Source organism: Saccharicrinis sp. 156, assembly GCF_050589685.1.
Classification (GTDB): domain Bacteria; phylum Bacteroidota; class Bacteroidia; order Bacteroidales; family Marinilabiliaceae; genus Saccharicrinis.
Map to the genome: position 1 here is coordinate 1 of NZ_JBNGOS010000046.1, position 23,219 is coordinate 23,219.

Below are 23,219 nucleotides of genomic sequence, written 5' to 3' on the forward strand. Positions count from 1 at the left end.
GTTACCGTGTACGTTCCGGATTCGGTTGGTGTTCCCGTTACCGTGAATACCCCGCTGTTGTAGGAACCGCTCAGTCCCGCGACACCGGTTACCGTGGCACCCGTGGCGTTGGCAATGTTATAGGTAATATCCGTAATTGCCGTTCCGGGGCAAACGCTTTGACTACTTGATCCTGTAGCTAAATTTATAGTGGGCGCCGCTACTCTTGTTATGTAATTGGTTTTAGTCTCTACGTATTCCCCATCGGTATCACGCATGGTTAAAGTAACTGTGCTTGGTCCAGAGCCAATGTAGGTGACCTCGTGAGGTCCTTCACCTATTAAATTTGAAGGAGTAGCTCCCGCTCCAAAATTCCAGGTGTAAGTTACAATTCCAACTCCTCCAGTTGAAGCATTGGTAAAAACTACAGAATTAACTGTGCAAACAGTTGTATTGTTAGCATTAAAGTCTGCTGTTTGTCCAATTGCATTAACTGATAAAACAAACATACATACTAACAGCAGGTTTGATTTATTCATTCTGCCAAATATTTTATTTATTAGCTTCAATTGAAAATCAGAATTCATAATTTGAATGTAACGAATGGGTGCAGGATATTTTTTTGTACGAATCAGATATTGAATTTACCAAAAGATAGAAACAATACCTTTTAGTTTTATAGAAAGCAATTTGAACCTCTTTATTGTTCATTCTTGGTACGCCTCCGACCCGTCAGTCCCACTTTACAGTGCCTAACAAAGTAATACTTTCTGGTTAGTCAGTATGCGGACAATGGCTTTTCATTATAGCGAGAAAAATATTCCAAAAGGTATCCAACTAACAATAAACACAAATGTGTACCCGCACTTGAACTTTAACAAACTTAACTAAAAAAAGGTGTGTTGATCTTCGAATTTGATAAACGACCTAAATCTTTATTCAAAGCATGATTTTATTACACAAAAGGTGTTTTTATTAAGAAAAATCATCTGGTTTTATATGAATATTAAATAACTTAATATTAAGATCTTTCTTTCATCAAAACCTCGAAAACTACTTTATATTGCATAGCTATACCTAGCCAGCTGTGGGACTTCTCTAACTTTTTAAAAGCTTTATGTGTTTTAAGTGATGCTTCATCCTTATGTTCATAAAAGTATTTAATCTTCTTCTTTAAATCTTCCACATTTTCTGATTCGAATAAAGTAAGTTCATCATTCGAAAAAATAGCCGTGTTCGCGGGAATATCACTGCAAATAACCGGCACCTTTACCGATGCGGCTTCAAGAAGCATAATAGACATGGCTTCATACAGAGTTGGGTATACAAAAACTTCTGCATTTGCTACCAGTTTAAGCAGCGTACTCTTCTCCTTAATCATGCCTAAAAACTCAACATTTAGTCCTGATGAAAGCTCTAATATTTGTTTTTTATACTCAGCGACTTGATCCAGGTTTCCCGCAATTTTAATCTTATTTGTAAAGTTTATGGCTCTTAATGCTTGTAGCAAGATATGTAAGCCTTTTGATTGTATAATCCTTCCGGCGGCAAACAATAAATAAGGTTCACCATTATTTGAATGCACTTCCAGTTTAGCCGCTTCCAGATCCACACCATTAGGAATATACATTATTTCTCTATTATAATGCTTTTTATATGTCCTCTGCAAGGGCTTGGATACGGCAGTATACGTATCCGCCAACCTAATCGCTATTTTTTCATTTATCTTAAAAAAACAATTAACCCAATTGGACCACTTGACATGCTCTTGTGGACGTGCATGAGATGTTAAAACAACTCTATTGCGCAACTTCAACAATGGTAGAATAAAGGCCCCATCGGTATGGTGCAGGTGCACCAAATCATGCTTTTTGCAGAAAAGCACATACAGAGCACATCTTATATAGTATACAAAAATATTTAACTTAGATATGGGAAATTTCTTAAATATGATTTGGCGAACATCGCCTAACTCAAAACCCTTATCCGCATGTGTTTCAACCGATAGCACCGTGAATCTGAATTCTCCTTTTAACCGGTTAATAATATTTTCCCCAACCGTAGCGGCTCCTCCGAAACCTGGTAATCCCTTTAATCCAATAACTACGATCGTAGGTTTTTTATGAAGACTCTGTTTCATCAGTTTTAAGTTAGATATGAGACTTAAAGATAGACGATAAGGGTCAAACGACTACATGCACAACTTACTCCGCTTAAGCAGAAGATACAATGAGTCACAGTGATCTATCCTCTTAACCTCATAAAATTAATAAATGGCATTAATTTCACGTAAACCTTTTCCAAAATGGTAGAACTGGCCAACAATTCTTTTAATTTCCTTATGTCCCTATCGCTTAACGGATTCACATTAAGAACCAGAAATACGTATAACAGAAAAAACACGACACTTCCCATCAACCACCCATGTGCACTTTCCCAAAAAGAAGAAAAGGGTATTAAAAAGACCACCATTAACAACGCAATCAACCCATACTTGCTAAAAACGCCTCTTGTATAGCGTATTGGCACATACCTTCGGAGCATAAACAGCATAAAAATATTCTTTAGGAACTCTCCAACAACAGTTGCAACCGCTACACCAATGATTCCGTATATTTTCATCAGGTAAATACCCGCTACAATGCTGAACACCGCTATGACTCTTGAATATAAATTAATCTCCAACCGTTCTTTTAGTTGAATGACCAGATTAAGCGGATAAAAATAACCGTTCAGTAAAATTCCAACTAAAGTAATACAAGAAACCCAATAGGCCGGCAAGTATTTCTCTTCGAACACGTTTATGATAACACCTTTACCAAACAACAAAAAGTACAGCGCCGGTAACATAAACAAAGGCACCAATATCTTAATTGAGAACATGTAAAATTCGTTGATTTCAAGATCACTTCCTGACTTAGAAAACCGTTTAAAGAATACAGGCTTTAAAATTGACTCAAACTCCCTGAAAGGAAGAATCTTATAGAACATCTCGAATATTTTAAGTGCAAACCCGTATAGTCCTATATAAAATGGAGACGACATGGCAGCTATGATATAATGATCGCTGGTTTTCCCGATAATACCATAACCCAATTCCGAAAAAAATGACAACAAATAAAATCGCAATACCCTCCCTTTGATCTCCTTAAAGTTTCCATTAGACTCGTTATTGTCTCTTAAAAGGATTTGTTTAAATATTTCGCGGATTACATAACACACAAAGACTATTGAAACAAAGGCCTCGATATACAAAAGCAAATTAACCGAAATTTCATTCAGTAAAACAAGATAGGCTGTGGATCTGAAAGCAACAACCAATATACCGGCTTTAGCACTGAGTGGATGTTTTAAAAAAGAAGCAATAATCGTTTCGGAAAGAATCTTGAGGGCATAACAAAATGCAAAAACAAAAAAAGCATTTATATGCGTTTCAAAGCCGGTTATATTAAAAAACCTGGCAAATACGTCTTTAAAAGATAGGAGAGCAAATGAAAATACAGTAATTAATACCATGGACAGTATTAATGCGAATCCCAACATTTTGCGAACAACAATCACGTTACCATTTTCACTAAATTCCGGAACATAACGGAGCAAAGCATTTTTTATGGGACTTGTAATAAACAACTGATACACAAAAAACAACCCAAATAAAAATGTAAAAGTTCCATAAGTATCAACCGGTAACTTTCTTATGACTAAAACCGTAGCGATGAGACCTAATATTTGGGTAATAACTTTACTCGCATAAACCCACATTGTATTTTCAACCAATTGCTTTTTGTGCGATTCTGCCATAAATCCTATTTCACCAAGTTCTTACGTCTGTACTTCCTATTTCCAACAAGGCATCGTAACATATACTTTAAGTATTCAAGTTTCAATGCATGTTCTATCTTCATGGAGCTCGATTCAACTTCCACCCGCTGCAAATGATTATTTATCGTATCCGGTCCCATGCCCCTTACCCCAAATGAGATGTCGCATTGACCTTTAATTGCTTCAAATAATTCAACCGGAATATTATGTTCACGCAATGGGAAAGCAAACACCTTATAGTTAACATCATACTTCTTGGACACCCATTCTATACTTTCAAGGGTTTGCCGCAGCTGTTCATTAAAGGAAATTTCGTCATAGTTTGGGTGATCCATGCTGTGCCCGCCAAAATAAAACCCCTCCTCCATCATTTTCTCGATTTGATCACTGCTTAGATAAATCGGATGGCGATTAAGGTACTTGTCGATATCAATTTTAAACAACGCTGAAAGGTCATTCAGCAAAGATGAATTTTTATAACAAATGGAATTCACATTGTCGTAAAAATTTTGCGAATACATTTCCTGCTCGGCGAAAATTGTTTTCCAATGCTTCTTTTTCTCTTCAACCTCGCGTGTTGTGACGGTATGTAGAATTAGATTCTTTTTTCGTTGGTAGTGCAGTTCTTTGTTGTCGATAAAACAGGGATTTATAAAAACAGCCGCAGAAATATCATATTTTATTAAGACGGGACGGAATTTGTCATACACCACCCTTAATCCGTCATCAAATGTCAGCAGCACACATTTTTTTCCTAACTTTCTAGTGCCCGCCACGCCTTCCAACACTTCTTTTAATGAAACGAACCGATAATATTTTTTTAAGAATTTGATATCCTGCTCGAACTCTTCAACGCTACGATAAATGTTTTTGTTAATAACAGGATCGGGATCAGCATTATTTATACTATGATAGTTAATTACCAACAAATCACGATTGGCAAACTGTCGTAACATTTTAAATGGCAATATCCCGGCAAGCGGGCAGAAAAGTTGTTTTAGGTTTTGTCTTAGTTTTTTCAATTTGAAAGGCAGATGAAATTAGTCACCAACAAAACTAATCATTCAAATCAATTATACACACTTTTTCAGTTTGTTCGTTGGCGATAAGGTTCAAATTTTTGTAAGTGTATAAAATACAATGGGGTGCCCATTTATAACGGACACCCCACATTACCCAGACAAAATAAACAAACTAACCTATTAATCGTTTAGAAACTTCGTCCCAATTAATTACATTCCAGAATGCACTGATATAATCAGGACGTAAATTTTGATATTTTAAATAGTAGGCGTGCTCCCAAACATCCAATCCTAAAATAGGGGTACCTTTAACTTCGGCAACATCCATCAACGGATTATCCTGATTTGGCGTGGAACTCACCACTAAACTTCCATCATCTTTTTTTACCAGCCAAGCCCAACCTGAACCAAAACGGGTCGCAGCCGCTTTTGAAAACTGATCTTTAAACGCATCAAACGATCCAAAATTCTTTACTACCGCCTGAAACAAGTCTCCAGATGGTATTCCTCCACCGTTGGGTGACATTACCTTCCAAAATAAATCGTGGTTATAAAATCCGCCACCATTATTTCTTACCGCCACTGAATGCTTTGAAACATCCTTTAATATATCTTTAATAGAAAAAGAGGCTATATCAGTTCCCTCAATAGCAGCGTTTAGGTTTTTGGTGTATCCCCCATGGTGCTTCGTATGATGAATCTCCATAGTACGGGCGTCAATATGCGGCTCTAAAGCATCGTAAGCGTAATTTAATTTTGGTAATTCAAATGCCATAATTGTTTTCGGTTATGAATGTGATACAAATTTATTTCTTATTTAGATTAAATCAAAACAATTTAATAAGATTTTTACATCTTTTTTTCCGCTTTGTTAAAATCAAGGGTAAAACACCACCCAAAACAAAATGTTTAAAAAAAAATAAAAATATTATCTTCGACTCCCAAATTAATTAAACCGGCGAGGCCAGAACATATCATTAAGATTACGCAGGATATGATCATACTTCCAATTGTATTCTTAGTATTACTTTTTACAAAAACAACTGACATACAGTGCATAAAGACATACTTAAATTATCCGTTCCCAATATTTTAACCAATTTAACGGTTCCCTTATTGAGCATGGTGGATTTACACTTAATGGGATATTTGGATTCTGAATTATTTATGGGAGCAGTTGCTTTAGGTGGCGTTATCTTCAATTTTGTGTATTGGGGGTTTGCTTTTCTTAGGATGAGCATTAGTGGGATAGCAGCACAGGCTTTTGGCAAGAAAAGCAATCGGGAAATGGCTATGGTTTTGTTTCGCGGTATGTTAATAGCAATTGTGGGCAGTTTAGTATTGCTGATCTTTCAGGCTGGTCTCGAGAAACTAAGCTTTTGGCTATTGGACGGATCGCAGGAAGTTAAGGAATTAGCCCGAAACTATTATTACGTAAGAATTTGGGCGGCACCAGCCGCTATTTCGCTAATGGTGATTAATGGTTGGTTTTTAGGAATGCAAAACGCGTTGTATCCTATGATTATTTCAGTTTTGATAAATATTGTCAATATAGGATGCAGTTTTTTCCTGGTACGCGAAATAGGCATGGAGGAACGAGGTGTTGCTTTGGGTTCGGTAATTGCTCAATATACCGGCCTGGTACTTGCCATCATTTTATTTCTGAAAAGATACAAAGAAACACTTCACTACCTTAACCTGAAAGCCGTTATGGTAGCCAAACATTTTAAGGGATTTTTAAATGTGAGTGCTGATATATTTATCAGAACCTGGTGCGTTATTGCCGTTTTTACTTTTTTCACCTCTAAATCTGCCAGCTTCGGAGATATAGCGCTGGCTGCCAACAGTGCCTTATTACAGTTTCTTTTTCTGTTTTCGTATTTTTTAGACGGCTTTGCCTATGCGGCGGAAGCTATAGTGGGTAAATACTATGGCGCCCGTAACAAAAGCAAACTTGTAGAAGCTTCGAGAAAACTTTTTTATTGGGGCATCTTTTTTGGCTTGTCGTTTACCTTAGCTTATTATAGTGCGGGAAACCAACTTTTAAAACTGTTCACCAATAAGGAAACCGTACTAAGCGAAGCTTCGCAGTATATAATATGGCTTGTGTTTTTACCTTTGGCCAGCTTTGCTTCATTTATATGGGACGGAATTTATATTGGAGCAACAGCTTCCAAAGCCATGCGAAACACCATGCTCATTTCATCAATTCTGTTCTTCTTTGCACCTTATTATATATTAGCCGGCTATATTGGAGTACATGCATTATGGTTGGCCATGTTATTATTTATGCTATCAAGAAGTATTTCACAAAGCCTTTTAGCTAAAAGTGCGGTTTTTGTTAAAATTAAATAATCTTATTATATATCGAATCAAATTTGGCTTATCTCCGTAAAGAATATTTCAATTGTAATGTTGTTTAATTTTATATTTCATGGCTCAATAGAGTGAAATAATACTTGTTGGTGAACAATCAAAATTTGTCACTTGTTTAAAATAAACATATCCTCCGTATGAAAAAAACCATAAGTTCAGGCCAATTTTATATATTATTTATTGCCTTATCCCTGATTGGGTGCAAACCTATCGATAAAACTATCCAATCAGATACATCATCAACCCACCCAAAACCTAAATTTAGAGGTGACGAAATAGGTCATAACGAAACCTTGGTCACCGGTCATTTAACTATTGCAAACGGGGCCGAATACTTTGTTATTGATACCATCCATATGCGAGGAAGTTCCGCCCCTGTTATTTCCGAAGGGGAGAAACTAGTAATTAAAAGCTATGTAAACACCAAACCAAAGGCCTACAAAACGGTTAAATGTATTTTAGTTAACAAAGTAAGGCCATATCACGATTCGCAATCTTGGAAATTAATATTAATCTCCCAACAATAGCAAAAACACCCTGGAACCTATCGTTAATAATTATTATCCGCTTGTCTAATTTAAAAGTATGAAAAACAGATCTTATATTTTACTTAGCGTCGCAAGTGTTGCCATTGCCGCAACTGTTGTCTTAACCAACCGCCATGTAACCCGCAACCACATTAAATTACCTCCAAAGGTTAGGTCGTCACACTCGCCAAAAGCAGCGGCCCAAACCATTAAAAACAGGGAAGCCTATTTCTTTCATATGCTTAGGGATCCGGCAGTGAATAAAATACCTAATGGTATCAGGAGTAAAGAACTGGCACTTTATTCTTCACTGCCTAAAAGCACTTTAAAAAGCGGTAGCGCGGCTTATGACTGGAGCGAAGCAGGCCCCAATGATGTTGGGGGTAGAACGCGGGCTTTGGCAATTGACACGCGTAACTCGAACATTGTTATTGCGGGAGGTGTCTCCGGCGGTATCTGGAAATCGACTGACCAGGGAGAGAGCTGGCAATTAAAAAACTCTCCTGACGAAACATACTCGGTAACTTCCATATGCCAAGACACCAGATCCGGACAAGAAAACAATTGGTATTATGCCAGTGGGGAATTTAATGGCAACTCTGCCGATGCAACGGGATCTTTCTATTCAGGTTATGGGATATACAAATCTACAGATAATGGTGAAACTTGGAATATCGTTTATGGCAGCAATACAGCACCTTTTGAATGGGACGATATAAGCGATTATATTTCAAAGATAAAAGTAAACCCTTACAACGGAGATTTAATTCTGGCCGCCCATAGCTATGGGTTAATCAAATTATCGGAGACGGACGGCACATATTCGTTAAGTGGCGAATTAGGTGGAGGTAACGACCATGTTTATTGTGATTTTGACATTGATTCGCAGGGAAACATTTTAGCCGTTTTATCCGAAGCAAACTTTAACGAGGGTAGCACGCCGGATAATTCGCCCGGAGTATATTATAAGCAGTACAACGCGACTGCCTTTTCTCAGATAGATGCCAGTTCAACAACATTCCCTTCAACACACGATAGAAGCGTAATACGATTCGCACCATCAAATACAAATATCGGTTATGTATTTACAAACATTGACGAAACCAACATATCGTTTCATAAAATAGATCTGACAAATAATGAACTGATAGACAGGACGGCGAATTTACCAGCCTTCGATAGTAACAATGGAAAATTAGGACCACAAGCCAATTATAATATGACTTTGGCGGTAAAGCCGGATGATGAAGATTTTATTATCATCGGAAACACCTCTCTATTCCGATCCAATGATGGTTTTGCATCCTCTCCTACCAAAGATTATAGTTGGATTGGGGGATATGAAACAGATGGTGGTAATGGTCAATATACAAATCATCATGCCGATTGCCATATTACCATTTTTGATCCCAACAACAATGATGCTGTCTGGAGCGGTCACGATGGAGGCTTGAGCTATGTTGCAGATATTACACAAAACACTACGGCCAGCTCGTTAATGCCATGGATTGATAAGAACAATGGCTACAATGTTACGCAATTTTATACGATTGCCGATATCAATACTGCTGACGATGATCGCTATATAGGTGGAACACAGGACAACGGGACACCTGCTTTTAGGTACAACACTTCCACTTCCGGCTCCGAGAACATTAGTAGCGGGGATGGCGGTTATTGTTATCTTGGTGCCAACTATGCTTATGTTTCATCGCAAAACGGTACGGTGATACGGACAAATTACGATGCCCAAAATTTTCCGATAAACCCTTTTGGTAATGATGGTGCGGAATGGTCCTTTGTTGTACCGGCTGACGCTACCGGACAATTATATATCAACCCGTTTGTCATCAACCCTAATAACGAAGAGGTAATGTATTATGCGGCAGGAGAAAACGTATGGATCAATAAAGCAATTGAGGATATTTTCGATTTTGATAATTCCAATATGTCAGGATGGTCTGCCCCAAGCGTTTTGGACGTACCGGGCTATACGGTAACAACCATGGCTGTTTCACAATCTCCGGCAAATGTGCTTTACTATGCTGCCTACGCCGAATCGGGCAATCCGTTGGTTTATAAGGTTGAAAACAGTACTGTCGATGAAGGGAGCCTGGTTAGGAACGACATTTCAATAAACGAAGCCAACTCCGGATCGTACCCTAACTGCATTGCCATTAACCCGCGAGACGCCAATGAAATAATCGTAATTTTTTCAAACTACAACGTCCCCAGTATCTTTTATTCTTCAGATGGAGGAGTTAATTACACACAGATCGACGGTAACCTTAGTTATTCGGTTGTTACTACAGATCCTACCGCTTCCGATGTTTCGGTTAGAGGTGCAGCCATTTTGAATTGGGACGATGAAAAAACCTATTATATTTCAACCAGTATTGGCCTATACAAAACACAAACACTCAATGGTACCTCTACGGTTTGGGAAAATGTTGCAACAAACAATCTTGGAAACGTAGTATGCAACATGGTAAAAACCAGCGATCTGGATGGTAAAGTAGTAACTGCCACTCATGGAAGAGGAATTTTTGTTGGTAAGCCTTCTTCAGGCACAGGCTTTAGCCCTGAGTCAACAGCGAAGAATAATTCATCATTTACGGTTTACCCAAACCCCAGTGATGGAATGTTTAATATTGATGTAAAAACTGCATCTGGCAGCAACATGTTCATCTCTATTCTCGACAACAACGGACGTATTGTTTTTGAAAACAAATTTAATTCTCAGGAAGAATTGAACTCGTATCAGTTTAATCTTACCGATGTAAGTGCAGGCATATACATCATTAAGCTTAATCTTGATAACCAGGTTTATGCTCAAAAAATTAGCATTCGATAAAATAAATAAAATAAAAAGAGGGTAAGGCCTTCCCCGACCTTACCCTCACATAAACATAACCAATATATTAACCTAACCTTTGACAAAAATTGATTTAATGATGTGCTGTGCCATTTTCGGATTTTCTTTTAATCTTCGCGTTGAATATCCAAACCAGTCCTCACCATAAGGTACGTAAACCCGCATTTTATTTCCATTTCCTACAATACTGTTTCTCAGTTCAGGTGTTACCCCGTATAACATCTGAAACTCGTACATATCCTTAGGAACCTGGTATTTTTCAATAAGCTTATTGGCTCCGTCTACCAATGCCTTATCGTGTGTTGCAATACCTACATACACACCTCTAAAAAGCAACTTATCTAGTAGTTTGAGGTAATTTTCATTTATCTTCTTTCCATCCTTAATTGCGATTTCCTCCGGCTCATTATAGATTCCTTTGCATAGCCTGAAATTTAAAGGTGACTCCGGTGTATGTAAATTTAACAGCGCATCAATATCATCCGCTGTCCTTTTTAGATACGCCTGCAATACCAACCCCACACTTTTCGGAAACTCTTGTTTTAATCGTTTGTACAATGTCAATTCCAAATCAACACATGCTGAATCTTCCATATCGATTCGTACAAAATTGCCGTATTTGGCAGCCAAGGCAACAATGGTACGAATATTTTGATAACACTTCTCGGGATCTATCAATAATCCAAAGCTTGTTGGTTTAAGGGAATAATTACCATCAATTTTGGCATTTTCAAATGCTTCGATAATTTGCAAATATTGATCCCTATTAAAGCTGGCCTGCTCCATATTCGTGATAAACTCCCCGAGCAAGTCCACAGTAACACATACTCCGTGCATATTCAGGCTTTGAGAAGCCTGAATGGCATCTTGCACGGTAACTCCTGCTATATATTTCTTAGAGAATACCCATATAAACTTCTTAGGAAAATAGGGTACTACCGTGGCAACTGCTTTGTTAATCATATCCATTATTTTCATCAATCGCTTATTATTAAATTTATGAGTACAACAACATTTTTTTTCAAATCGATTGATATTGTTATCCAGTATAAACTTCTACTTTTTTACATTCCGAAAAAATGACTATTCTCATAAAACCCTTACGTACAGGGTAATCCTGACATAAATCATATTTAAAAAGACAATTCACGAATCAGAATATACTCATTGCCAAAATATTTACAGATTTAACCTCACCCACTTTTTTATTATCATAATCTACTGAAAATGTGCGTATAAAAGTTTTTATCACAAAAAAACATCTATTTGTCAAAACTAATTTGGATATACTACGTAACAAAGGGAACACAACATATAAATTAACCACGGTGATCAATCAACACAGCACACCACATCGCCTGGGGCTTTGCATTATTTTGTTCACTCTGATTTACAGCTTCAGTTTCGGACAAGACTGCACCCATCTTTCAAAAGGGAACGACATTCACCCCATTGGAAAATGTGCCCCGGTAGATGTAGATTGGGAGGTTACGTATTACGGCGTAAATGACAAAGGCACAGCGACCATACAAATACAGTACGATTGGGACGATGGCACCCCGGTTGAGGTCATTGATGCTACCTTGATTAATGCCACCGATAGGGATTGGCAAACAACCCATAGCCATACGTATCCCAACACAGGTAACCAGTGCAATTATCATCCGAGAGTGGCTTTGGTTGTTAATGGAGTTGTTTGCACCAGTTCCGAACAGGAACAGATTGTAACAGTATGGGACACGGACGACCAAAACGGGGGCTATTTAGCCATCACTCCCGATCCTAAACCAATTTGCGTTGGGAACGATGCTCTTTTCCATTTTGAAGATGTAAGCCAGTGGAATTGTACTCCACCTGACGAAAACGATGTGATCAACAATGCCGACAGGTGGGTTCAATGGATCTACGGTACTGGGGGAAGCACAATTGCCAATGCCCAGGTAGATGGTTCCGTAAGGGCTTACCCCTGGTCAGGATCGATAGATTATATGCCGGGCCCAGTTGAGGCACCTTCTGCTCCTTACAATACAACACTGGATATTTACATTCCAACGGGGCATCCGGTTGGCGCTTTTTTTGAAGTAACGCTTCGCAACTGGAATGTTTGCAACCCTTACGATGCGGACCTTTACGACGGTCTGCCTCCTGCCGACCCTATCAACGGTGATTTTCCTCCGGTGACCACAACAGCCCAAGCCATTATTGTGGATTTACCTGATGCTTCAATTCATCCGGTAGCAGCTGTTTGCGAATCGGAAGATCCCTTTTTATTGATTGCAGCTGACGGAGGTGGACAATGGGCAGGCCCGGGAATTAGTGACCCCTGGAGTGCTATGTTCGATCCCGAAATAGCGGGCCCCGGAACACACTCTATTACCTATTCTATTACCGATGGTAATGGTTGTTCCGATGTAGGTACTGTAAACATTCAAGTACTGGAATCACCCAAAGCAGATATCGCACAAGGGGATACAACCCATCTTTGTCCCGGGGTTGCAATCGGGCTCGATGGTAACCCCAGCTCGGGAACTGCGCCGTATACACATTCATGGAGTGGCCAAACCGGTAGTTTAAGCAGTACCAGCATCGTCGACCCGGACTTTACAACAGCTACAAGTGGACAATATGAACTTATTTATCGCGTGGAAGACCAAAACACCTGTTGGAGCAGTGACACCATAATTATGGATGTTCAGCAAGTTAACATCAGTATTACCAATAACAACATTGAAGTATGTTTAGGCACGAACATTACACTAGATCCAAAGCCATCCGGTGGTTCCAACGCTTACATATTTCATCAATGGACAGGAACCAGAACGGACAAGTTATCTGCAACTGATATTCAATCACCTGTTTTCACCGCCGATGAAGCCGGCACCTTTCAATATAATTATACCGTCAGGGATACGCATGGCTGTCAGGATACCAAAACAATTACTATAACAGTGGATGCTCAACCTATAGCCAATGCCGGCAACAATATTGACGAATGTGGTTTACAAACCATTCTTACAGCGATGCCAAGTATAGGAACAGGAAGCTGGAAAACCGTCAGTGGCCCGGGTAACCTGGCATTTTCGTCATTCAGCTTACCCGACCCAAATGTTGTTGCCGATACTTATGGCACTTACGTAGTAAGATGGATAGAAGAAAACAACGGTTGCGTTGACTCGGCCGACATCAACCTTTCTTTCACCGAAATACCATTACCTGCCGTTATGGAGGACAAAGACACTTGTGGTTTGTCGATACAATTAATTGCGTTCAAACATGTTGGAACCGGCAAATGGACAAAAGCCGAAGGAACAGGAACCGCCAACTTTAATAACGACGCATCGGAAATTACAAATGTTACCGTAGACACACCTGGAACCTTTAAATTTGCCTGGAACGAGGATAACGGCAATGGATGTGTTGGTGGAGACACTGTTGAAATCAATTTTTTCCAGCTACCGGATGCGCAAATAACCCCTCCTCCAGCCGTGGGCTGCACTCCGTTGGAAATAGAATTTGAAAACACTTCAAGCCATGCGGACAATTATTACTGGGACTTTGGAAACGGAATCATTTCGAACCTTGAAAACCCACAGCTGGTATTTACCAACAAAACACCAGCTGCCGTTGATTACGAAATCACATTAATTGCACGAACCCTAAATGGATGTGCAGATACAACTATCCACTCCGTTAAGGTAGCCCCTACTCCAATTTCTTATTTCGAGATAGATGAAGCAGTGGGATGTACACCTTTGGAAAGCAACTTCACCAACAAATCGCAAGGAGGAAGTGCTTATGAATGGATGTTTGGTGATGGCACAGACACAATAACTTCAGAAAATGCTGCGCACCTATTCATTAACCCCGAGTCGTATACACAATCATTTGAGGTACAACTTGTAACCGAAAACGCTTTTGGTTGTACCGATACTTCCGAATTGTACACCACCGTTTATCCAAGACAGGAATTTAACCTTTCCGCTAATCCCGACAGCGGATGCTCACCTTTAAACGCAGATTTTGTGGCTGACATAGGAGCCTTTAAATACGAATGGGATTTTGGAGATGGAAATCTTGTTACAGGAGGAAATGTAAATGCAAAATTGTTTTCAAACAATAACCAGGTAAAAGAAAAACATAAAGTAACCCTTTACACTACCTCCGGATTTGGGTGTTTAGATACTGCCGAAGTAACGGTAACCGTATTGCCGTCTCCCACTGCTAAGTTCGTTCCCAATGATTTTGCCATCTGTTCGCCAAAGAATATTCTTTTTGAAAACAATTCGGAAAACACAGTTAAATCCTATTGGGAATTTGGCGATGGTGATAAAGCTTCGACTAGCGACACTGAAAACATTGAACACACATTCACCAACGACACATTCAGTCCACTTAATTACCGGATACGATTAATAGCTGAAAACAGTTTTGGCTGTAAAGATTCGTTGGATGGGTTTACTACCGTTAATCCATCCGTACATGCCGATATCAGCGAAGCGGTGACAGACTGCGCTCCTTTCGAAGCCAACTTTGCCAATAATTCAACCGGCGCAAACAGCTATCTTTGGGACTATGGAGACGGAAATACCTCAGCAGGAGTCTTAGGTCAGAATATATTTGAAAATGCCACAGACGAAGAGTTAACTTTCGACGTTCAGATGATAGCATCTTCTCCCTATGGATGTTCAGACACAGCCTCGGTAGAAGTGAAAGCACTACCCAGCCCAAACACTTATTTCGAACCCAACGATTTTTCGGTATGCTCTCCCAAAAGCGTAACATTTACAAACTATACCGAAAATATCGTAAGCTCAACCTGGAACTTTGGCGACGGTACTTCAGCTACCATGACAGGGAACGAAAGCGTAGACCATATTTATTCCAACGACCATTATACGCCAAAGGAGTTTAAAATTAAACTCCTCACCGAAAACAGCTTTGGATGTAAAGACTCGATGGAAGGCTATACAAGTGTAAAACCCAATGTGGTGGCTAAAATTACGGGAGACAGCAAAGGATGTTCGCCTTTGGAAGTCAGTTTTGGTAACGAGTCGGAAGGAGCCAACGATTTTATTTGGGATTACGGTGACAGAAACACTTCCGAATCGTACCTCGGACTGAATATGTTTAAGAATAATACGGATGCCGACATTGAATACGATGTGAGTATGATTGCCAATTCACCTTATGGATGTAGTGATACAGCCTACACAAAAGTTACCGTTTATGCAACTCCAAATGTTGATTTCAGTGTTGCACCACAAGAACTACAGATGCCGGAATCGACCATAGAAATTAACAATTTAACCCAAGGAGATATTTGGGAATATCAATGGGATTTTGGAGATTCAAATACCTCAACGGAAAGACAACCCAACAGCTACACTTACACGGATTACGGTGAATATGATCTTTCCCTTCGGGTTTATTCCGATAAATGTGAAAACACAATTAAAAAAGGAATTATCATTATTGCCGGCCTGCCAACGGTGGAATATGGGCCACCCACCGAAGGATGCCCTGCCTTAAAAGTAGATTTTTACAGCAATGCGACAAACGTTGAAACCTATCACTGGGATTTTGGTGACGGAAATATCTCTGCCGATCCTAATCCCACACATATTTATTATACCGAAGGAACCTATACTGTGACCCTTACTGTGGAAGGCCCCGGTGGCACAACGATAAAAGATGATCTTAAGGTGGAGGTCTATCCCGAACCTACAGCATTATTTGATGTACGCCCTAACGTAGTTACCATTCCGGGAGAAGGCGTAACGTTTGTGAACCAATCGATGGATGCGGATAGTTACCTTTGGCGATTCGGTGACGGGCAAACATCTACCGACGAAAACCCGGTTTACAACTATACTTCCGCAGGCAATTTCGACATCACCCTGGACGCCGAAAACGAATTTGGCTGCACCAACTCGTACATTCAATACCAGGCAGTAACAGCCAAGGAGGGCGGAGAAATCACTTTTCCGAACGCGTTCACCCCTAACACTTCAGGGCCCGGAGATGGCAGATATGACCGTACCGACAACAACAATTACATCTTCCATCCCGCGATTCAAAAAGGAGTGGTTGAATATAAACTCCAGATTTTTACCCGATGGGGTCAGTTGGTGTTCGAGAGTGAAGACATCGAGGTGGGCTGGAATGGATATCACAAAAAGCAGCTCTGTTCGCAGGGCGTGTATATATGGAAAGTATCCTGTAGGTTTAGTACGGGCCAGTTTAAAGTGTATACCGGAGATGTAACCTTATTGAGATAAACCGGGATGCATGCCTGCTGGCAAAAGGCCCTGAGGGTAAAATAAGTTTTATATAATAATTAAAGAATATTGCTCAGGTTAAAGAGGTTTCAATAATTTTAAACAGATGAATAGATTTAAAACATACCTATTATTTCTAATCATCGCTATAAGCGGTATGGTAAATAGCACTATGGCTCAAGATCCGCATTTTTCGCAGTTCTATGCTAATCCGCTGTATATGAGTCCGTCTTTAGCAGGCTCTACCGATGGTGGCCGATTAATAGCTAACTACCGAAACCAATGGCCAGGGATACAAAACGCTTTTGAAACTTATTCCATCTCATTTGACAACTTCTTTCAAGGTCTAAATAGCGGGCTTGGTTTTTTGCTATATCAAGACAAGGCTGGAAGTGCCGGCTTAACCACAACTAATTTTGCCTTTCAGTACAGCTACAATCTGGTAATTAACGATGAATGGCAATTAATTCCCGGACTGCAGTTTACCTACGGCGATAAGACTATTGACTTTAACAAACTTATGTTTGTGGATGAAATGCAAGGTTTAGGAGGATCAGGATCCTGGAGCAGACTAAACAACGAAAAAGCTAACTACATAGACTTTGCCGCCTCGGCATTTCTTTACAGTTCGAAATATTGGTTTGGGATAACGGTAGACCACTTAGCTCAACCCAACTATTCCTTTTTAAACGAAGAGATGAGAATGCCTTTGAAAACAGTTTTGTTTGGAGGGGTAAATATCTGGAACGAAAAAAGACGTCTAAAAGGTCATGCCAGATCTTTTTCATTAAGCTATAGACTGCAACAACAAGCTCAGGATGTTCAAATGGATTTGGGCGTATACTGGTTTAACGATCCGATAGAGATTGGAATCTGGTACCGCGGACTTCCGTTTATATCAACGGAAAACAGCTCAAGCATTAATCAAGATGCCATAGTTGCATTACTGTCGTATAAATATGGACCACTCCGTTTTGGTTATAGCTACGATGTTTCCATATCCAGTTTGGGATGGAACTCTCAAGGCGCCCATGAACTATCGGTAATATTTGAGTTTAACCAGAGAATGGGTTTACGGCTTAACGGTAAACGTCCGGCATTACCTTGTTCCGAAACAGCGAATCCTTTATCAAGTACGAGCCGAAGCAAATATAAACGCAAAAGGCGAAGGGTGTTTTAGTGGTTGGTGAACCGGTGAGTTGATGAGAGGTGGGAAATGAAAGGTGTTTGGGATTCAGCAATCAGTAATCGGTTTTTTTTAGGAATTGACATTCAGTGATCGATACCGGTTCAATTAGTCATTGGTCAATGATTTTAAACAGTTACCAATCAGACAATAGATTTTAAGTTAAAAGACTTCGTAATAAAAAGGGCCCTCTATCGAAGGCCCCCTAATACAAATCATACTAACCAAATCAATTATGCAATCTCAACCAATCGTGCCGGTTTTGGTTTCACTTCTTCCCTCTTGGGAAGTGTAATTCTCAATACACCGTTTTCGTAATTTGCAGCGATTGCTCCATCATCTACTTTTTGTTTAGGTACCGCAAAGGTTCTGGTAAATCCGGCATAGTTAAATTCTCTTTGTGTGTATTTAACGTTTTCTTTACTTTCTTCTTCCTTAGCCGAAATGGTCAGTTTACCATTATTAAACTCGATGTTGAAATCTTCTTTTTTTAATCCGGCTGCCGCCAATTCAATTAAATATTGATCGTTGTCGTCGATAATGTTTACGGCTGGGATAGACTTACTTCCCGAATACAATCCGTTTTGGTTCATAAAAAAGTCACCACCCATAAAATCATTTAATAATGAATCTAAATTTCTGTTTGTTCTTCTAACTAGTGTCATAATGAAATCCTCCTATTTTTTAGTTTTTAATATTTTTCATTGTTTGAACTGTTATTCTCAAACTGTATACCACCCTACTAATCAGGACATAAAGTCATACATTCACAACATAATAATGTCATTTTGACATTGCTATTCCTTATTTTTACGCCATTTTGTCCTACACCTATAAAACAACGTGTAATTTAATTTAAGATAATGGTAACAGATGGGTAATAGTAAAGAATGCTTAAAAACTGATATTTGCCTTCAGATATTACAAAAGAAAATTTTTTCCTCCCAACAATTCCTGTGTGTACCGGAGGTCGTATTCATTCTGAATATGACCTCCTTTGTATTGCCTAAATGGAAGTTAAACAAAGATAGATTAAGCGGAGACTTCATTTATTCTTTTTCGCTGTTTTGCGACATTATAATATATTGGGATCATTAGGCATTGAGCGCTTACTCCCTTAAATTATTCCAGATCCACCTGATTATAAAGTAAATTTTTGTTTCGTAGAATGCTATTTTCAGGCACAGAAAAACAAATGAATACCAAAAAGAAACATGATCAATTTTCAGTTCCAAACTCCTTCAATTTTACAATCACAAAACCTGCATCGACCGTTCTCTTTTAAATCTATCCTGATACGATACGCATCACGTTGAACAATTACGTTATTACATGCCGGACATTTCGTATTAGTATATTTTTCATCCCGGACATTTCCCAGATAAACATATTTAATCCCTATTTCTTGGGCCATCAAATAAGCTTCCTCCAATATTGAGATTGAAGTTGGATGACTGTTTAATAACTTGTATGTTGGGTGAAACCGGCTGAAGTGCAAAGGAAAATCTGACAATCCATTATCCACCAACCAGCAGCACATCCTCTCTATCATTTTTATGCTATCACTATAACCCGGAACTAACAGGTTTGTTATTTCAAGCCAGACTCCCTTTTCTTTCAATGCCAATAGCGTATCCAAAACATTATTCATGGCTACACCCGATAATGTTTTATAAATTTTGGGGTCGAAACATTTTAAATCGATATTAGCTGCATCAATATATCTGCACAGCTCACGCAAAGGCTTTTTGTGAATATATCCTGCGGAAACTATTATGTTTTTCAGATTGTTTTCTTTTGCTAGAACCGCAATATCATAGGCATACTCATAATAGACAACAGGATCGGTATATGTGTAGGAGATAGAGGTGCATTTTTGAGACAGGGCAGCATCCACCATATTTTCCGGAGAAACAAATTGAAACTCATCTTCGATAAAATCTGCCTGAGATATACTATAGTTCTGACAGTTTAAGCACCTTAAATTGCATCCGGTAGTAGAGATAGAAAAAGTTTTGCTCCCGGGTAAAAAATGATACAACGGTTTTTTTTCGACGGGATCCACATACATAGCGCATGGGTATCCATAAGTCAGGGCAACCAATTTACTGTTTCGATTGACTCTGGTACGACATATGCCCACCTCGCCTTCTTTTAAAAAACAATTGTGCGGGCATAACACACATTGCACGCCATCTCCTTTCGCATGCCAATACAGCGCTTCTTTACATGGCAAGGATTTTTTCTTGTGACGATACATATTCATAACCCTCTGCTTTTCTGTACCCCTCTATAGTTATCTCACCGTCTGTGTCCAGATTAACGATAGCATAACTGTTGTTTGCCGCGCCACTTCCTTCAACTAAGGCCTTTAAAGTGTAATATAAAATACCGTCGATCACTTTTGCTCCTCCATCGTGATGATGGCCTTGAAACACCGCCGCAACATTACCTGATGCCTTTAACACATCGCGCACGGCAGAAGCATTGTTAATATATAAATCCCCTTCGCCGTCCAACAACTGGTGCACGAATATAACAACCGGCTTATCGCTCTTTTTTAACACATCGGCCAACCACAGTATTTCTTCCTGAGGAATAATGGTATCACGATAATCAAAGTTATCGTGGTCATAATCTGCACCATTCGATTTGAAACAGGCATCCAATACCACAAACCTAAACCCTGCATGCTCAAAGAAATAATACGTTTTACTTTTATCAATCCCCGTGTTTTCCACATGGCTCATGAATTGTTCCTTAGAAAGGGAATCTAGATCATGATTACCCAGGACATGGTAACGCGGCCCTTTAAATTGGGCAAATTCGTTTTCTATCTTTTTAAGGTAACCCAAAGTTTCTTTTTCGACAGGGAGTTCTGACTGATCCTTCAGATCTCCCGTTTCAATGGCAAAAGTTACATTTTCACTATTGAACAGGTTCACCGCCTCTTTAAGTTTAAAAACTCCTTCCGAATAATATCTCCCCCATTTTACGGGCGCCTCGGCATAATGAATATCAGTGACCCACCCAAACCTTAATTTTCTACTGGGACTAGCCCATGATGGCAAAAAAGAAAGGCCTGCTATAATCAATGCGCCATTTCGGATAAATTCTCGCCTATTTAATTTTGTACCCATTACCTGAAACGTTTAATCGGAAAAAACAATTGCCTCAAAAACATACAAATCAGCATCCTGCCATCCAAGCCAACCAACATGGGCTTTGTCACGTGCCAAATGCCCTAGAAACTCCTCCAGGTTCCATCCTGTTTTCGTAGCAACCTGCGGCAGAAATGTCCCTTTTCTATCTCCCTTTTTTAGATACACACCATGTTTTCCCAATTCAATATCTTCGATACTATGTATCTTACGCATTGGTGTCAACACAGATATTTCTATAGTTATATCATCTAATTCTTTTTTTGAGATCGGCGTAAACCTGCCGTCGTTAAATGCGGATGAAACCGCCAGTTCAGCAACCAGTTCGGGCAGGCTATGGGATGAAGTGAATTGACCGATACAACCTCTCAAATTACTGCCCACATATACCGAAACAAATGCACTGTCGAGATGTTTGATACTGTCATCAACAATAAACCCGGATTCGTCAACTTTTACTCCCAATTGCCTTTTTATAGCCTGACGCGCTATTTGCAATAACATATTTTTTTTCTTTTCACTGATACCCATTTCATCTCTTCCGTTATCCACTATGAGAATAGATTGATACCCCACCACTCTATCCTTATTCCTGAACTGGGTCTCGCCAGATGTCATATACTTAATTTTCTTGTACTGATACCTTGACTCCCCTTCGGTTAAATACAAAAGAGTAAGTATTGAACTCCAGCCGCATAATCCTGTAAATAGATTGGGTATATTTCGCAATTCCTTTTTTTCCAATTCTTTGATAAGCAATTTAGGTTTGTTGCTACAAATTGCATTTACCGTTCCTTCATCCACTCTCCTCGCATCATCATCGCTAGGATAATGCGAAAAATCGGTGCTATAAACAAACAGGTTCTTACTATTAAAATACGGGCGCAAATCCTCAGCTATTTTTTTACAATGAGCATAATCTTTAACCCCAATAACTATCGGCACAATGTGTTTAAGATTCTTAATTCTGTATTGCAGGAAAGGTAATTGAACTTCTATTGTGTGTTCCTCGGAATGCGCTTCCTTGTTAAAAAGCATATTTTTACTTTTACTGATCAAATCATTAGCGATATCCAAATTAACCGGAACAACGCCCAATGGCGTTTTATAATGCCCTTTATTGTATACCGAGGCTCCGTTAAAGGCCACGTGATGACTTGAACCAATAATAAAGACGTTATCAAATTCGGCTTCTTGATCAACGAGGGCATATGCACTCGCCGCCACCTTTCCTGAATAAGAATATCCGGCATGTGGAACGATCAGTGCAGAAACGCAGCGTTGAACAGCTTCCTGAACTCCATCGAAACATTTTTTCAACTGAACAATTAACTCCGCAGGATCTGAATTATAAAACGTACCCGCCACCACAGGTTCTCTTTCAACACTTAACATGACATATTGTATTTAGTACTTTAAAGTTAATGCTTTATTTTTTTATTTGTAATCATTATTTGACACAAGTTATTCACAACAAAACTCTTGTTATCAACCGTTATAACACTACAAAAAACTATCACAAAAAAAGCGCCAAATAAATTTGGCATTTAAGAAAAAACATCTACTTTTGCATCCGCGTTAACGAAATAAGACGACGCAACAAGGAGATTCAGTAGCTCAGCTGGTAGAGCACATCCCTTTTAAGGATGGGGTCCTGGGTTCGAACCCCAGCTGAATCACACTTTAAAAAGATCGAAAGCGGTCTTGAAAATAAAATCGGGGTTCCCGATATATTAGAATGATTCAGTAGCTCAGCTGGTAGAGCACATCCCTTTTAAGGATGGGGTCCTGGGTTCGAACCCCAGCTGAATCACACTTTAAAAAGATCGAAAGCGGTCTTGAAAATAAAATCGGGGTTCCCGATATATCAGAATGATTCAGTAGCTCAGCTGGTAGAGCACATCCCTTTTAAGGATGGGGTCCTGGGTTCGAACCCCAGCTGAATCACAAAGAAAGGAGAGCAAGTTTTGTTCTCCTTTTTTTATGATTCCTA

At 39.3% G+C, this 23,219-nt stretch carries 15 protein-coding genes and 3 tRNA genes; 8 read left to right on the plus strand and 10 right to left on the minus strand.

The annotated features are described in order from the left end of the window. The 5 genes from ACRD64_RS21710 to ACRD64_RS21730 all read right to left on the minus strand — a co-directional run. Window positions 1-518, minus strand: a 518-nt coding sequence (locus ACRD64_RS21710) for a PKD domain-containing protein (protein ID WP_430936036.1), incomplete at its 3' end; no start/stop codon positions are given. A gap of 482 nt (window positions 519-1,000) precedes the next feature. After that, window positions 1,001-2,119: a glycosyltransferase family 4 protein gene (locus tag ACRD64_RS21715; RefSeq protein WP_430936038.1), complete on the minus strand. Its 1,119-nt coding sequence runs from the start codon at window positions 2,117-2,119 to the stop codon at window positions 1,001-1,003. A 104-nt stretch (window positions 2,120-2,223) separates the two neighbouring features. Continuing rightward, window positions 2,224-3,780: a polysaccharide biosynthesis C-terminal domain-containing protein gene (locus ACRD64_RS21720; protein WP_430936040.1), complete on the minus strand. Its 1,557-nt coding sequence runs from the start codon at window positions 3,778-3,780 to the stop codon at window positions 2,224-2,226. Between the two features lie 5 nt (window positions 3,781-3,785). After that, complete coding sequence (locus ACRD64_RS21725) at window positions 3,786-4,823, minus strand: polysaccharide deacetylase family protein (RefSeq protein ID WP_430936042.1); 1,038 nt, start codon at window positions 4,821-4,823, stop codon at window positions 3,786-3,788. Between the two features lie 172 nt (window positions 4,824-4,995). Beyond that, window positions 4,996-5,598: a superoxide dismutase gene (locus ACRD64_RS21730; protein ID WP_430936044.1), complete on the minus strand. Its 603-nt coding sequence runs from the start codon at window positions 5,596-5,598 to the stop codon at window positions 4,996-4,998. A gap of 278 nt (window positions 5,599-5,876) precedes the next feature. Here ACRD64_RS21730 and ACRD64_RS21735 point away from each other — a divergent pair, with 278 nt between their 5' ends. The 3 genes from ACRD64_RS21735 (at window position 5,877) to ACRD64_RS21745 (ending at window position 10,580) form a co-directional block, all read left to right on the plus strand. Further along, window positions 5,877-7,178 (plus strand): MATE family efflux transporter, encoded by a 1,302-nt coding sequence (locus tag ACRD64_RS21735; protein WP_430936046.1) that lies wholly within the window; start codon window positions 5,877-5,879, stop codon window positions 7,176-7,178. A gap of 158 nt (window positions 7,179-7,336) precedes the next feature. Next, window positions 7,337-7,726, plus strand: a complete 390-nt coding sequence (locus ACRD64_RS21740) for a hypothetical protein (protein WP_430936048.1) — start codon at window positions 7,337-7,339, stop codon at window positions 7,724-7,726. Window positions 7,727-7,784: 58 nt separating this feature from the next. After that, complete coding sequence (locus tag ACRD64_RS21745; RefSeq protein ID WP_430936050.1) at window positions 7,785-10,580, plus strand: T9SS type A sorting domain-containing protein; 2,796 nt, start codon at window positions 7,785-7,787, stop codon at window positions 10,578-10,580. 72 nt (window positions 10,581-10,652) lie between these two features. On the opposite strand, the gene ACRD64_RS21750 is transcribed toward ACRD64_RS21745, so the two are convergent. Continuing rightward, complete coding sequence (locus tag ACRD64_RS21750; RefSeq protein WP_430936052.1) at window positions 10,653-11,564, minus strand: proline dehydrogenase family protein; 912 nt, start codon at window positions 11,562-11,564, stop codon at window positions 10,653-10,655. A 317-nt stretch (window positions 11,565-11,881) separates the two neighbouring features. Here ACRD64_RS21750 and ACRD64_RS21755 point away from each other — a divergent pair, with 317 nt between their 5' ends. Together ACRD64_RS21755 and ACRD64_RS21760 are read left to right on the plus strand one after the other, a co-directional pair. After that, complete coding sequence (locus ACRD64_RS21755; RefSeq protein WP_430936054.1) at window positions 11,882-16,879, plus strand: PKD domain-containing protein; 4,998 nt, start codon at window positions 11,882-11,884, stop codon at window positions 16,877-16,879. Between the two features lie 106 nt (window positions 16,880-16,985). After that, a complete protein-coding gene (locus ACRD64_RS21760; protein ID WP_430936056.1) occupies window positions 16,986-18,059 on the plus strand; it encodes a PorP/SprF family type IX secretion system membrane protein in 1,074 nt (357 codons plus the stop codon). Between the two features lie 239 nt (window positions 18,060-18,298). Here the strand turns inward: ACRD64_RS21760 and ACRD64_RS21765 are convergent, their stop codons facing one another. From ACRD64_RS21765 to amrB, 4 genes are all read right to left on the minus strand, one after another. Next, entirely contained in the window at window positions 18,299-18,730 is a 432-nt protein-coding gene (locus tag ACRD64_RS21765; protein WP_430936058.1) for an Hsp20/alpha crystallin family protein, read from the minus strand. A 560-nt stretch (window positions 18,731-19,290) separates the two neighbouring features. Continuing rightward, complete coding sequence (gene amrS / locus ACRD64_RS21770; RefSeq protein WP_430936060.1) at window positions 19,291-20,331, minus strand: AmmeMemoRadiSam system radical SAM enzyme; 1,041 nt, start codon at window positions 20,329-20,331, stop codon at window positions 19,291-19,293. Then, window positions 20,291-21,205 carry a metallophosphoesterase gene (locus ACRD64_RS21775; protein ID WP_430936062.1) on the minus strand — a complete coding sequence of 305 codons (915 nt, stop codon included), beginning with the start codon at window positions 21,203-21,205 and terminating at the stop codon, window positions 20,291-20,293. Before ACRD64_RS21775 ends, amrS begins: the two co-directional genes overlap by 41 nt. 12 nt (window positions 21,206-21,217) lie before the next feature. Further along, window positions 21,218-22,621, minus strand: coding sequence for an AmmeMemoRadiSam system protein B (gene amrB, locus ACRD64_RS21780; RefSeq protein ID WP_430936064.1), 1,404 nt, complete (start codon window positions 22,619-22,621; stop codon window positions 21,218-21,220). A gap of 211 nt (window positions 22,622-22,832) precedes the next feature. Between amrB and ACRD64_RS21785 the strand changes: the two genes are divergently transcribed. The 3 genes from ACRD64_RS21785 to ACRD64_RS21795 all read left to right on the plus strand — a co-directional run bounded on the left by ACRD64_RS21785 (window position 22,833) and on the right by ACRD64_RS21795 (window position 23,173). Beyond that, a tRNA-Lys gene (locus ACRD64_RS21785) sits at window positions 22,833-22,905 on the plus strand. 61 nt (window positions 22,906-22,966) lie between these two features. Next, a tRNA-Lys gene (locus ACRD64_RS21790) sits at window positions 22,967-23,039 on the plus strand. Window positions 23,040-23,100: 61 nt separating this feature from the next. Beyond that, a tRNA-Lys gene (locus ACRD64_RS21795) sits at window positions 23,101-23,173 on the plus strand. Window positions 23,174-23,219 lie beyond the last annotated feature (46 nt).

Bases quoted from the DNA above. Each gene is read 5' to 3' on its own strand.
- ACRD64_RS21750 (WP_430936052.1), bottom strand. From the start codon at position 11,564: ATGATTAACAAAGCAGTTGCCACGGTAGTACCCTATTTTCCTAAGAAG.
- amrS (WP_430936060.1), bottom strand. From the start codon at position 20,331: ATGAATATGTATCGTCACAAGAAAAAATCCTTGCCATGTAAAGAAGCG.
- ACRD64_RS21775 (WP_430936062.1), bottom strand. From the start codon at position 21,205: ATGGGTACAAAATTAAATAGGCGAGAATTTATCCGAAATGGCGCATTG.
- ACRD64_RS21765 (WP_430936058.1), bottom strand. From the start codon at position 18,730: ATGACACTAGTTAGAAGAACAAACAGAAATTTAGATTCATTATTAAAT.
- ACRD64_RS21740 (WP_430936048.1), top strand. From the start codon at position 7,337: ATGAAAAAAACCATAAGTTCAGGCCAATTTTATATATTATTTATTGCC.
- ACRD64_RS21720 (WP_430936040.1), bottom strand. From the start codon at position 3,780: ATGGCAGAATCGCACAAAAAGCAATTGGTTGAAAATACAATGTGGGTT.
- ACRD64_RS21760 (WP_430936056.1), top strand. From the start codon at position 16,986: ATGAATAGATTTAAAACATACCTATTATTTCTAATCATCGCTATAAGC.
- ACRD64_RS21715 (WP_430936038.1), bottom strand. From the start codon at position 2,119: ATGAAACAGAGTCTTCATAAAAAACCTACGATCGTAGTTATTGGATTA.
- ACRD64_RS21730 (WP_430936044.1), bottom strand. From the start codon at position 5,598: ATGGCATTTGAATTACCAAAATTAAATTACGCTTACGATGCTTTAGAG.
- ACRD64_RS21745 (WP_430936050.1), top strand. From the start codon at position 7,785: ATGAAAAACAGATCTTATATTTTACTTAGCGTCGCAAGTGTTGCCATT.
- amrB (WP_430936064.1), bottom strand. From the start codon at position 22,621: ATGTTAAGTGTTGAAAGAGAACCTGTGGTGGCGGGTACGTTTTATAAT.